Raw genomic sequence first — 13523 nt, forward strand, 5'->3', positions numbered from 1 at the left:
AAGGATCTAAGAGCGACTGAGTGATGTTATAACCCCACTTAAATAAACCTTGCTTGAAACGGTCATATTTAGAAGCAATCACTCTTACTTAACTCGGTGCTAATGACCTCGGTCTTGGTCATTAGCACCGAGTTAACCTCACACGCCTAGTGACTTTGGCGATGATGGGAATGAGTGGCGAATGATGCGCCATACAACTTGTCCAAATTGCTTGTAAAGGTAGTCGTTGTTGTAGTTTTGACCAAACTTTTCACAGACCTTTTGCACTTTGACACTCATTACGGCGTAACGTCTTGCTGGCACGGTTGGAAACAGGTGATGTTCAATCTGATGACTAAGGTTACCTGAAAGAATATGAAACAGTTTACCGCCCTTTAAATTAGACGATCCACGCAGCTGGCGCAGATACCAATGCCCTGGTAACTCGTTATCGAGCACTGACTTATGAAATACTTCGGCATCGGTGGTAAAATGACCGCAGAAAATAATCATAAAGGTCCATAAATTACGCAGTATGTTGGCCACAAAATTTCCCGCTAGCACACTTAAAAACATTGGGCCTGCTAACAATGGAAAGACAAGATAGTCTTTAATCAATTGACGGTTGATTTTACGCATCACAGGCTTTAATTCAGCACGTAATTCGGCCCATGTCTTACGGCCCTTGACTACTTTACCTAGCTGCAATTCTTGGACGGCAATGCCCCATTGAAACAACAATGCTAGCAAAGTCGCATAAAAAGTTTGAAATAATGCCATGGGCGACCAACGCTGTTCCGGAAACAAACGTAACATGCCATAACCCACATCATCGTCCATACCTTTAATGTTTGTGTAAGTATGATGCTTGTAGTTATGACTTTCACGCCAATTATCAGAAGTGCCTGCAATATCCCATTCATAGGTACTGCCTTTGAGCGAGGGTTCGTTCATAAAATCATACTGCCCATGCATCACGTTATGCCCAAGTTCCATATTTTCTAATATTTTTGACAACGCCAGTATTAAAACACCCAACAGCCAAAACGGGGGAAAGAAACTTAAAAACAAAAAACCTCGCCCAATGACTTCGGTATAACGAACGGCGGCGACAATGCGGCGGATATAACGCGCATCAACTTCCCCTACATCAGCCAGCTGTTCTTGTTTTATAGCTTCAAGCTCAGCACCAAACTGAGCCAGTTCATTTGCGCTCATTGCGCGACTTTTTGAATTGTTCATGTCAAATACTCCTATAAATCTAGTTCAATATTTGCGGCAGCACGACTGACGCACAGTTTAATAATTTGCGAGGGCTCATTGTCAACGCCACCACTAAAATCATCTACAGTTGCACCCGAAATACGAGTGCAAGTGCAGGTATTACAGATCCCTTGGCGACACCCAAATGGTACTGAAACGCCGGCACTTTCTAATTGTTCGAGTAATGGTAATTGATTGCTAAGGCGCAGATGAATTTTACTGCGGCGTAAATATACATCGTGTTGCGTAATCTCAGTATTAGAAGTTTGAGCCTGCGATGGCGTGAAGGCTTCGCTGAGAAGTGGAAGTTTTCGGTGCTTACAAATGCTAGCCGCTGCCTCAACAAAGCCACTCGAGCCACAGGCAAAAGCTTGATCAACGTGGCTTATATTTGGCATCTTTGATAATAATTCATGACTGATCCTACCCGATACAGATTCTTCGTTTTGCTCTCGTGTGGTGATCAGGTGCACCTCAAAATTAGGGTGGTTAAGAGCAATTGACCGTAACTCATGCGCAAAATTAAAATCGGTATTGGTTTTTTCCCAGTACATCAGCGTGACGGCAGATGGCATGCCATTCCTAGCTAATGTGCGAATTTGACTTATCATAGGCGTAATACCACTGCCAGCAGCCAAAAGCAGCAAATGTTCTGGCATAGGTGTTGGCAACAGCATATCACCGAAAGGACGACCCAATTCTAAACGGTCACCTGCCTCAATATCGTTACATAAATGCTCGCTCATCAAACCACCTGCTTCGCGGCGTATAGTAATCTGAATGTGTCGTCCATCAATCGGGTCGCTGCTTATGCTATAGCTCCGAGTAATATTTCGTCCTGCAATCGAAGCTGTGACGTTACAATGCTGGCCCGCAACAAATCCCTGCCAATTACGATTCGCCTTTAATGTCAGGGTTTTGGTATCTGGGCTTTGAGACACTACTGAAATAACTCTCGCAAAACATCGGCCCCAAGCATGGGTTGTTCCCAATTGCTGTGCCCAGAAATCAAATTTTGCTGGGTTAATCAAAGGCGATATCAAATTTTCACCCCATGTTTTAAAAGCTTGCATGACTCTTTCTCTTCGAATGTCTTTGAATAAGCGTAGATAATATACAAGTGTATATACACTTGTCAATACAGTTGTATATACGATTGTCATTACATGTGTATATACATGCGTGTTTACAACGTCATATCAATGCGTTAACTTACTATTTTTAGTTTATGAAACACATCATGCGCCTCATCAGAAAAAAAAATACTGACGTAGAACAGGACAAACCAAAACGCAAACCCGCCATATCAGAGCAAGAGTTGATGGACGCTGCAGTGCGGCTAGTGGACGCCAATCGGAGCGTGTCGAGTCTTAGCCTCAGAGAAATTGCCCGAGAAGCAGGCATCGCACCGAATAGCTTTTACCGACACTTTAGAGACGTTGACGAACTCGCGGTAGCCATTATCGACAGGGCAGGGCGGGGTCTTCGAGGTACGATACGCGAAGCGCGCAAGCGACTTGAAAACGATCGCGGCGGAGTACGCAGTTCAGTAGAAGTATTTATGGAAGCACTGGATGACGACCAAAAATATTTGAAAATATTGCTGCGTGAAATTTCGATTGGTTCTGATGCTTTTCGCAATGCAGTGGATCGCGAGCTCAATTACTTTGAAGAGGAGTTAAATGATGAGCTGTTGCGTATCGCCAAAACAACCAGTAAAAAAATTCATGAACCGCGTCTAGTTGCAAAAGCCATAACTCGACTGGTGTTTACCCTCGGAGCATCGGCTGCAAACATGAATATACAACAGCGAAACGTTTTAACCCAAGAGACGGTAACAATGGTGCGGATGATCATTATTGGCGCCAACGGAATGGCCGAGCGTCAATAATCCAGAAGTAAAATTCACAGGATATAATTTTGTTTTATATTTTTTGAATGAGGTTGTAGAAATATTTCAAAGGCCATTAAATATACGTTGTCAAAAGTGGCTTTTAGCATGATAAAAGTCGGTTTGGATGTTTTAAATATTAGTGGGCAAATAATAGACCATCATATTAAGAAGGTTAATTAGATGCTTCTTAAAGGTTAATTAGATGTTTATGAAAGGTTAATGGTATGTGATGGCATACCAAATAAAAGGACATTTTGTGATACAAAACTCATCATTACGTGTAATGCGTTACGTCATGAAGGAAGTATGTATGACCGGTAAACGTTTTTTGAATTTCATTACCAGCAGAGGCATCCCTACTAGCTGCTTCGCTCAACGTCTGGGATGCCACTTATCCTCCATAAAAAAACTTAAGTCATGTGACAAGGTCCCTCGTCACTATATTAATATGCTAATAAAAGAATTTGGTGCGTATTTAACCGGTAACGATTTAGAGATGTTAAACACAGCCTAAATCATGACTAATTCCCAGAGACATTGTTTTGAACAAACGTAGCTATCGGAGAGAGGTTTTTACAAAAAATACCTATGTTAAATATTCTCAAACGATTTTGAATATTGAGTTTAACTCCGACGTATAAAATAATATCCTTACTATGAATTGCTGCGCATCGCAAAGGCTTGTGGTAAAGAAATTCACTAACCACGCCTGGTCGCTAAGGGAATAACTCGACTGGTATCTACCCTTGACGTCTCTGCCGCGAATATGAATATTGAACAGCGCAGCGATTTAACCCAAGAGACAGTAACGATGGTACGGATGATTATTATTGGTGCTAACCCGATGGTTAAGAGAAAATAATTCAGAAATAAAAATAGTGCTTTATTAGCATTTAATTATGGTTAAGCAACGTACTTCACATTCGTTGTGATGTAGTTTTTTAGTCAATCGTTTCTTAGGAAAGAAATAGCGCTGTGCATAGCCACCTAATAAATCCAAATGCTTAACTTATAATCTGGTCATATCTGTCAAGTTACCACAACATCGCAATGTATTGCTGTGATCCCAAAGATTCATAAAAACGTGTTTGTTGTTAGGATCGCATTATCAAAGTCTGTAAAGTAAAACGTCATCTGCGAACTAATTCAAGTTGATCAAACCAGATTCATTTTTTGCATGTAGCTGGAAAGTATTAAATCATTTAAATTATTTGAGTTGTTAAGCGCATTTAAAACCCCAGTTTGGTCATCTTTACTTTTGTTTTGCCCCAACTTTAATTGACCTTCTAGTTTTGTTAACGCGATTTTAAATCCTACTATGCCTGCTAACATTTTGTGTTTGATTTGGTCGGTGACTATGTCCCGTTTAACCAATAGTTGTGGTTCATATTTTTCTACGACTTGATCTACTGCTTTTAATGTTGCTTCTGGCTCAAGTAAAGTGACAACGCCATAGGCATGCACCGCCGTATAGTTCCAGGTTGGTACTGCGGGTTTAGTGGTGTACCAACTAGGAGAGATATAACCATGTGGTCCAGTAAATATGACCAACACATTCTGACCTTCTAAGTCTTTCCAATGAGGATTAGCTTTAGCACAATGAGCATATAACACACCTTGTTCACCTTCATCTGCATGTAAAACAAAGGGCAGATGTGTGCCCGAAAGTCCGTCTGCTGAAGATATCACCACTCCAAAACCAAACTCATCGATAAACTGATGCTTATGGGTTATCTCTGTCATTTTGAATTTATTCGGAATATAAATAATCTGGCTACTCCTATATCTTTTCGATTGATGGCTGAGTTATTTTGGCTATCAATTTGGACTGGGTTTGTGGCCATTCTGGTTTGATGATGCTGTAAACGGCATTGCTACGAATACTGCCGTTTTATTGAATACGACAATCACGGTGAATACCTTCAAAGGTTGCGCCTATACCTAAAATGGCGGTTCTTGAACGTTGATTTTTTTCATGGGTTTGAAACGCCACTCTGTTGAGCTTGAGTGTTTCAAATGCATGGGTTAACAATAAAAGTTTACAGCGGCGATTAACGAAACTTCTTTGAGCATTGGGATTTAAAAAGGTAAAACCAATTTCGATGGATTTGTGCTCTACAGAAATATTCAGGTAGCTAGTTGAACCCACAATTTCATTTTGTGTTTTATCCACGATAACACAAGGTTGCTGAAGATTTAAACGGGCTTTTTCAATACAAGACTCAACCCACTGTTTGGTGATATCTAGGGTTTGACAATAGTTAGCTGTGGTCCATTGCCAAATTGCCAGATCTTTTCCGGCGCGATACAAGTCTTTTATATGACTAGGTTGCATTGGTTTAAGTGCCACATATTCGTCTTCCAATATCATCGATTCTTGAGTCATTATTTATCTTCTCTTCTTTTGATTTGTTAGATTCGCTATTATTGCTGTATTTTGGTCTAATTAAATCAACCAAAAGTCAGATTTAAAATAGACCAATGAAAGTATTTAAATTGCAGAATATAAACAGCTCCCAAGCCAAGTATTTGCAGCTTGCAGAAACGGTTAGGTGTGCCATTAGGCAAGGCCAGTTGGCTGCGGGTGATAAGTTGCCATCGGTTAAATCCATAAGCGAAGATTTAGGCTTAAACCGGCATACGGTGATGAAGTCTTTAGCTGAGCTGGTTGCTGAAGGTTGGATTGAGTCAATCCAAAGAGTTGGCTACAAAGTGGTGTCTCATTTGCCAATCGAGAATAGCAAGCGCCAAGCATTGTCTAGGGTGGCAGGTATTAGAAGTCATATCGACTACCGCTTTGTGCGTTCGGGTAGCGCATTACCTTCTTATCCAGCCAATCGTTTTGAGTACAACTTTTCTGGTGGTCAACCTGATATAAATTTGTTTCCTTTTGATGAGTTTAAGCGTTGTATGTCTGAAGTACTGTCTCGGCCTAACCCGGCTCAATTGAGCTATGGGCAAAGTGCTGGCACACCTGAACTCATAGACCAAGTTAAGACCTATCTGCGTAAGTCTAGAGCGATTACCGAACGTGAAATTGTGATCACCAATGGTTCACAAGAGGCACTGTTTATTGTGTCACAATTGCTACTGCAGTTAGGGGATAAAGTGGCAGTGGAAGAGCTGGGTTATCCCCCTGCGATGTCGGCGTTTAGCAATACTGGTGCTGAGTTGGTGGGGGTTAAACAAGATGCACAGGGGATGTGCCCTAATGACTTAGATGCACAAATACTAAAAGGTAACATTAGGTTGATATACCTTACACCGTTGCACCAATACCCTACGACGGTCACGTTAACAGTGAGTCGAAGAATGGCTATTTATCAGCTTGCTGCGCAGCACAAAATCCCCATAGTTGAAGATGATTACGATCATGAATTCCATTACCGTTGTCAACCTCTTGCGCCCATGGCAACAGACGATCCCGCGCGACTGATTATCTACCTTTCGACCTTTTCAAAAATAATGTTTCCAGGTGCCAGAATTGGCATTATGGCTGTCAGCAAAGCTATGGCAAAGGCCGTAACTGAATATCGATTAATGATTTGCCATAAAAGCAATGTGTTGATGCAAGCTGCATTAGCTAGGTGGATGGAAAATGGTGGTTTTGAAAGGCACTTAAGGCGCACCACTCGGGTCAATCTGCAGCGCAGAGACCATGCTGTTTTGGTTCTAAAAAAATATCCCTGTTTTGAATTTGATATTCCTGATGGCGGTATGGCTCTTTGGGTGAAGTTGAAACATAGCACGGACATTATTCAAGGTATCCCCAGCGCTGAGTGGTTAGCCAATAAGTGTCAACCACTGGGTATCTATATCCAACACGAAAAGCAGTTCTGCTTCAATAAGAATAACGACCGAGATGGTTTTATACGTTTGGGATTTGCAGGAATGAATGAAAATAAGTTTGCTAAAGGCATAGATTTGTTAGTCAATAGCTTAAACATTAAACATTAAACATTAAACATTAAACATTAAGTATCTAGGCCTGCGCATTGTTGTAGGGAAACATAGAGATGATCAGGAAATATCTAAGGCATTTGTAGTTATGATAGTCTTGTTTTTGGGTTTGATAATTGTTTTGTCAACAAGGCCGCGTCGAACGTCACACAGTAAATTATTTTTTAATACAGATAATCGTGCAGAAGTAAAGCTTGTGAGACTGAGAAGCAACCATCTGCTTAATTAACGGACTTGAAGTGTTTCATCATAGCCATGCCAAGCACTTCAGAAATGATGAGCCTATGCTGGCACTTTTACACGGTTTCAGTGCTGACAAATTCGTTTGGAACCGTTCTGCCAAGAGGTTTTCTTCACAATAACACATACTTATTCCTGATCTTAAAGATCATGGTCAAACTGCTTACGAACCAAGTGATGACTACTCTGTATCCAGTCAATGCCAGATGTTATTCCTACTATTAGAGCAATTGAAGATTAAACGTCTCAGCATAGTGGGTAATTCTTTAGGCGCCATGATGGCAGCTAAGAGAATTAGATCGTATGCCTGAACGAATTGCATGTGAAATATTGATATTAATCAGTGCTTCTGTATCTGCGGAAATAGCAGATATTCATTGGGCGAGTTTTGTAGACTTTGTTTATTAACTAGCTGTCTAAAGATTAGCAGGCTTGCATCAGGCCTGTTTCTGCTAGCATCTGCACACTTTTTAAGCGCGCTTGCATATCATGTATTGGACTAGACACTATGATTTCGTCTACGTTAGTGGCTTCAATGAATTGGCTTAGCTTATCGGTGACTGTTTGTTTTGACCCCACCATGGCGTAACGTAATATATTCGATAACATGGCTTGGTCTGCTGCAGTACAGATTGTTGATATGTCATCTATTGGTCTGGCAAAAGCGCGATTCGCCCCTTTACGCATGTTCATAAATTGTTGTTGTACTGACGTAAATAGATATTGGGCTTCTTCGTCAGTATCGGCTACCACTGCCATCAGCCCCGCCATCATATAAGGCTGCTGCGATTGCTCTGACGCTTGAAAGCTCGACCGATAAAGGCTGATTGCGTCGAACAGTTGATCTGGCGCAAAGTGAGAAGCAAAAGAGTAGGGCAGTCCAAACTGACCCGCTAGTTTGGCACTGTATAAGCTTGATCCTAAGAGCCAAATGGGGATGTGTGTATTTGCCCCAGGAACGGCAACAATATTTTGCCCTGTTTGCGGTTTAGCTAAATAATGTTGGAGTTCACGAATATCTCCAGGGTAATTATCTGCATCAGAACTGAGGTTGCGCCGCAACGCTCTAGCAGTTGCCATATCTGTACCGGGTGCACGCCCTAGTCCTAAGTCTACTCTGTCTGGAAACAAGGTTGCCAGGGTGCCAAATTGTTCTGCAATCACCAGCGGAGAATGGTTTGGTAACATCACGCCTCCTGAGCCAATTCTAATCTTAGATGTGGCGGCAGCAATATGACCCAGCACTATAGCGGTTGCAGAACTCGCTACGCCAAACATACCGTGATGTTCTGCTAACCAGACTCGATTGTAGCCAGACTGTTCTGCCAGTATTGCCAGTTGTCGGGAATTATCGAGGGCGTCGGCAATGCTTGAACCTTCAGCAATAGGAGCAAGGTCAAGCAGTGAAAAGGGTAATGGCATAGTTAACCTGATAGATATAACGTAATTGAACGAACATTATCATAAGTGCAACAAGCGAGCTGTTCTTTTACGTTTTTAGAGCAGGTTGCATTGCGTCCACCTGATTTTCTGGTTTGGCGTCAATAAAGGCGTCAAGTTGATTGCAGTTTTGGTAGGCATTCATTATTTTTGGAAATGACGCCATATCCACCTCGAATCGCAGCGCATTGAAGACCTGTGGGATCAAATACACATCTGCGAGGGTGGGCTGTTCGCCAAAACAGTATTGGGTTTTATTTAAAAGGGTTTCCAGCGCTTCAAACCCTATGACTATCCAGTGTCGATACCAAGCTAATTTTTGCTCACTGTCTACTGTTAGAATGTCAGTCAGATAATTGAGTATCCTTAAATTGCAAACAGGGTGGATGTCACAAGCAATCATATCTACAACGCTTTGAATTTTTGCTGCCTGAAAGGGATCAGCCGGTAACAACTTAGCGTGAGGATACAAACTATCTAAATAACTCAAAATAGCACCTGACTGAGCTAAAAGTTGCCCTTTATCCGTTTCCAAGCAAGGCACCAGTCCTTGTGGTTGTTTAGCTAGATAGTTAGGGCTTTTGTGTTCTTTTTTTAGCAGGTTGACCGGCTCGATACTATGCTCAATCTGCTTGAGGTTTAAAGCAATTCTGACCCGGTAAGCAGCAGATGAGCGATAGTAACTGTATAATCTCATGGTTAAGTCCTACACGTTAATGGGTAAAACGGTTGCCACTACTTCTCCAAAACCAATTCTGACAGCACCTTTTTTACTGCACGATGCGCGCATAATAATACTGTCACCGTCTTCTAAAAATGTGCGTTTTTCGCCATTTGGCAAGTCGATAGGTGACTTGCCGCCTTTACTTAATTCAAGTAACGAACCTGCCTCTTCAAATGTTGGCCCTGACTGAGTGCCTGAGCCTAATAAATCCCCAGAACGCATTGCACAACCATTGCTCGCATGATGGGTTATCAGTTGCGCTGGTGTCCAATAAGAATATTTAAAGTTGGACTTAGATAGTTGTGTCATCTGTTGTTTGTTTTCACGCATAGCTTGAGTTTGTATGAAACAGCTTAAGTCGATATCTAGGCCGCCATGTTGCGTATTTTGTTCGCTGCTTAAGTGTGGCAAAGGTTGGGGGTCTGTTTCTGGGCGAGTAAATTTACTGCGATAAGGCGCCAAGGCTTCCATAGTGACTATCCACGGTGAAATAGTCGATGCAAAACTTTTGGCTAAAAACGGCCCTAATGGTTGGTATTCCCAGGCTTGAATATCTCGCGCAGACCAGTCATTAAAAATGCAGATACCAAATAGGTGTTGTTCGGCATTTTCTATATTGATGAGCTCGCCCATCTGGGTGCTTTTACCTACAAACAAGCCCATTTCTAACTCGTAATCCAAACGTTTACACGGGCCAAAACTAGGCTCTGTGGCATCTGGTGCTTTGGTTTGCCCTACTGGCCGGTGAAAACTTTGGCCCGATATGCCTATAGTCGAAGAACGTCCATGATAACCAATAGGTATCCATTTATAATTAGGTAATAAAGGGTTATCTGGGCGGAATAATTTACCTATTGCGGTAGCATGATGAATAGAAGTGTAAAAATCAGTGTAATCACCAATATGACAAGGCATACCAAATTCTATATCTTGTTGACTGATCAGGGCAGGTGTTAATGCCGTTTGCAATTCTGAATCACTACGCAACGCTTTAGATAAAGCTAGCCTAAGAGCTGAATTAGTTTGTGCACCTAAGTCCATCAATGCGTTTAAGGTTGGTTGACTGGCTGCTTGTAATGCTTCTTGAACATTACCAGAAAAAATATTGGCGTTAGCCAACGCTGCTAAATCAAGCACTTGATCGCCAATCGCTACGCAGCCTCTGAAAGCCTCACTGTGTGCTGTGTGTTTACATATTGCAAAAGGTAAGTTTTGAATAGGAAAGTCACTATCACTATTTGCAGAACTAACCCAACTGGTTAAATTGACATCATGCGTTTCATTAATCATTAACATATTTTTCTCTCTTAATTATTTTTGGCTTGAAGCTGTTCTTAAGCCTTTCCATCAAAATGTTTTGCTAAATTTCCCCAACAACTCAGATAATTTTTTTGTCTGGTTGCTGAGTGTAATGCAAATTCTGTAGGTGCAATGACATAACGAGACTCAAACATAAACGCCAACGTATTATCATATTTTTGTGGGTTAAGTGGGGTATTTGATGCCTTTTCAAATACCTCCGCTTCTGGTCCATGAGGTGTCATGCAATTATGCAAACTCATACCGCCTGGTTCAAAGCCTTTTTCTTTTGCGTCGTAAACGCCATGCACTAACCCCATAAATTCACTCATCACATTACGGTGATACCAGGGGGGTCTGAAGGTATTTTCTGCCACCATCCAACGTGGTGGAAAAATAACAAAATCCATGTTGGCAGTACCTATGGTATCTGAGGCAGAAGTTAGCACCGTAAATATAGAAGGATCAGGATGATCAAAGCTCACTGTATTGATCACATTAAATCGGGATAAATCGTATTTGTAGGGTGCACTATTACCCACCCACGCCACTACATCTAACGGACTATGACCTAGCTGCGCTTGATACATTTCACCACAAAACTTTGTGACTAAGTAACAGGCATGTTCTTTGTCTTCAAACCAAGCTGTTGGATAGTGGAAGTCACGTTGATTAGCAAATCCATTAGCACCGACTGGGCCTCTTTCTGGCAAGGTAAAGGGTGTGCCGTAGTTTTCACAAATATAGCCACGAATAGGTTCGTTCAGAGGTTCTATTTGAAACTTTATGCCACGAGGAATAACCATTATTTCACCGGGTTTCACACTGAGTAACCCTAACTCTGTGCGAGCTACAAATTCACCTTGCTGAGGTACCAATAAAAATTCGCCATCTGCATTACAAAAATAACGATTTTCCATGCCCTTGTTTGCAGAATAAAGGTGTATGCCTATGCCTATCTGGGTTTTAGCATCACCATTGGCGGCGACAGTGGTGAGTCCATCAATAAAGTCAGTAGGCGTGTCTGAAATGGGTTGTGCACTCCAACGCATAACATTGGGTGGACAAGGTGGGCCGATCAAAGGTGCCGTTCGAAGCAAACCTTTATCAATAGGTAAATAGTCACCCATGCTGATCGATGGCCGGATACGATACATCCAAGTGCGGCGATTTTCATGTCTTGGGGCCGTGAAAGCTGTAGTACTGAATTGTTCAGCATATAAGCCATATGCACACTTTTGAGGATTAAACTGGCCAATAGGCAATGCGCCTTTTAACGCCTCAGATTCATGTTCATTATTAAATCCGTTGGAATAACAAATTTCATTTGTCTTGGTCATTGGTTCGCCCATTGCATAGATTAGTAATATAGTCTCATATGAAACTATATTACTGTTATTATCAACCTTTAATGTATTCGGTTGTGTTGTATTTTATTCTTTACACGAAACGGGTTGCCAAGAAAATATGAAAAATAATGACATAGATAATGACAGTAAAAGTAAGGAAAAGATCGGTTCAGTGCAACTCAAGCAATTTGTTCCTTACAGAATGGTTCATTTGGCCACAAATATAAGTTTGGCTTTATCGAAAATTTATAAACAAGAATTCGATATCACTATTCCAGAATGGCGTGTCTTGGCGCAATTAGCGCAGCAAAACAAACTATATTCCAAGGATATTGGAGACCTTACTTCTATGGATAAGTCTAAAGTATCGCGGGCTGTGAAAGCCTTAGAAAGTAAAGCATGCTTAATAAGGCAAACAGACAAAAATGATAACCGCGCGGCTTATCTATCTTTAACGAGTCAAGGTAAGACGCTGTATCAAAATATTGCACCCAAGGCGCTACAATGGGAAAGGCAATTTATTGGTGTGTTGGAAGCAAGTGAACACAGAGATTTAATGAAGGTTTTGGATAAGTTAGATAAACAAGTTTTGTTGATTGGTGAAGATTAAATTGCGGTCTAAGTGTTTAGATTGAGATGTTCTAAGATGTGTCCAGAGTAAGTTCAACTGTCGTAACTTAGAGTCGAACCTACAGTTTTGGGGATAAGCTTGACCTAATCTGACAGCCGCTTCGAACGAGAAAAAGTCATTGGCGACAAAATATTTGAAAAACTGCTATATGTTTATTATCAAATTTTTGGGCTTTAACTAAGGTAAAAGGAGGCAAAATGAAAAAGATAGCTATTTTTGGAAACGCAGGCGGGTCAAGTCTACTTTGGCAAAGCAGTTGTCCAAAGCCACTAGTCTTCCATTGTATTCTGTAGATAAAATAAATTACCACGCGGGTGGTGAAGAGGTTCCGCATGATGAATATCTCTCATGCCGATCGCTAATTCATGTTGATCTTCCGCTCCCAACGCATGCTATGAGGGTGACCAAGCGGTTATTGAAAGGTTTATTTGTGAACCCTGAAGGGTGGCCAGAAAATAGTCCAATATTTAAAAGTACACTGAACAGTTATCGGGTTCTTTGGCCGTGCCACAATACGCTAACTCCGGCTTATCGACGGCTGATCTTCGAATCTATAAATTTGAAGACGATCTATCATTTAAAATCCCCGCTGGAAATTAGGGTTTTTCTTAATGATATTAGCTCAAGTATATCGCTGTACCTAACAAAGCAAGAAAAGTAGCTTATGCAAACCCTCTGCCTATGCTGGTGGCGTTGACCATCCACCAAGCATAAAAATCACTACCTAAAAACACTCATTGGCTA

Annotated in this window: 12 protein-coding genes; 4 read left to right on the forward strand and 8 right to left on the reverse strand. The window is 41.4% G+C overall.

The annotated features are described in order from the left end of the window. Nucleotides 1-138: 138 nt before the first annotated feature. Entirely contained in the window at nt 139-1221 is a 1083-nt protein-coding gene (locus tag QZ562_RS15185; protein WP_293761810.1) for an acyl-CoA desaturase, read from the reverse strand. An 11-nt stretch (nt 1222-1232) separates the two neighbouring features. Next, a complete protein-coding gene (locus tag QZ562_RS15190) occupies nt 1233-2315 on the reverse strand; it encodes an FAD-binding oxidoreductase (protein WP_293761812.1) in 1083 nt (360 codons plus the stop codon). Nucleotides 2316-2482: 167 nt separating this feature from the next. Here QZ562_RS15190 and fabR point away from each other — a divergent pair, with 167 nt between their 5' ends. Together fabR and QZ562_RS15200 are read left to right on the forward strand one after the other, a co-directional pair. Further along, nucleotides 2483-3133 (forward strand): HTH-type transcriptional repressor FabR, encoded by a 651-nt coding sequence (gene fabR / locus QZ562_RS15195; RefSeq protein WP_293761814.1) that lies wholly within the window; start codon nt 2483-2485, stop codon nt 3131-3133. Between the two features lie 259 nt (nt 3134-3392). Further along, a complete protein-coding gene (locus tag QZ562_RS15200) occupies nt 3393-3650 on the forward strand; it encodes a hypothetical protein (RefSeq protein ID WP_293761816.1) in 258 nt (85 codons plus the stop codon). A 641-nt stretch (nt 3651-4291) separates the two neighbouring features. On the opposite strand, the gene QZ562_RS15205 is transcribed toward QZ562_RS15200, so the two are convergent. Both QZ562_RS15205 and QZ562_RS15210 read right to left on the reverse strand, forming a co-directional pair. Next, nucleotides 4292-4879 carry an FMN-binding negative transcriptional regulator gene (locus tag QZ562_RS15205; RefSeq protein WP_293761818.1) on the reverse strand — a complete coding sequence of 196 codons (588 nt, stop codon included), beginning with the start codon at nt 4877-4879 and terminating at the stop codon, nt 4292-4294. A 148-nt stretch (nt 4880-5027) separates the two neighbouring features. After that, nucleotides 5028-5522, reverse strand: a complete 495-nt coding sequence (locus QZ562_RS15210; protein ID WP_293761820.1) for a GNAT family N-acetyltransferase — start codon at nt 5520-5522, stop codon at nt 5028-5030. Nucleotides 5523-5617: 95 nt separating this feature from the next. On the opposite strand from QZ562_RS15210, the gene QZ562_RS15215 reads away from it, so the two are divergent. Next, nucleotides 5618-7093, forward strand: coding sequence for a PLP-dependent aminotransferase family protein (locus QZ562_RS15215; protein ID WP_293761822.1), 1476 nt, complete (start codon nt 5618-5620; stop codon nt 7091-7093). 666 nt (nt 7094-7759) lie between these two features. Here QZ562_RS15215 and QZ562_RS15220 read toward each other — a convergent pair. From QZ562_RS15220 to hmgA, 4 genes are all read right to left on the reverse strand, one after another. Continuing rightward, nucleotides 7760-8758: an LLM class flavin-dependent oxidoreductase gene (locus QZ562_RS15220; RefSeq protein ID WP_293761824.1), complete on the reverse strand. Its 999-nt coding sequence runs from the start codon at nt 8756-8758 to the stop codon at nt 7760-7762. A gap of 67 nt (nt 8759-8825) precedes the next feature. Beyond that, nucleotides 8826-9473 (reverse strand): maleylacetoacetate isomerase, encoded by a 648-nt coding sequence (gene maiA / locus QZ562_RS15225; protein ID WP_293761826.1) that lies wholly within the window; start codon nt 9471-9473, stop codon nt 8826-8828. Between the two features lie 9 nt (nt 9474-9482). Then, a complete protein-coding gene (gene fahA / locus QZ562_RS15230) occupies nt 9483-10796 on the reverse strand; it encodes a fumarylacetoacetase (RefSeq protein WP_293761828.1) in 1314 nt (437 codons plus the stop codon). 38 nt (nt 10797-10834) lie between these two features. Beyond that, nucleotides 10835-12139, reverse strand: a complete 1305-nt coding sequence (hmgA, locus tag QZ562_RS15235; protein ID WP_293761830.1) for a homogentisate 1,2-dioxygenase — start codon at nt 12137-12139, stop codon at nt 10835-10837. 127 nt (nt 12140-12266) lie between these two features. On the opposite strand from hmgA, the gene QZ562_RS15240 reads away from it, so the two are divergent. After that, nucleotides 12267-12758: a MarR family winged helix-turn-helix transcriptional regulator gene (locus QZ562_RS15240; RefSeq protein ID WP_293761832.1), complete on the forward strand. Its 492-nt coding sequence runs from the start codon at nt 12267-12269 to the stop codon at nt 12756-12758. The last annotated feature ends 765 nt before the right edge of the window (nt 12759-13523 follow it).

Source organism: uncultured Paraglaciecola sp., from assembly GCF_913058035.1.
Classification (GTDB): domain Bacteria; phylum Pseudomonadota; class Gammaproteobacteria; order Enterobacterales; family Alteromonadaceae; genus Paraglaciecola.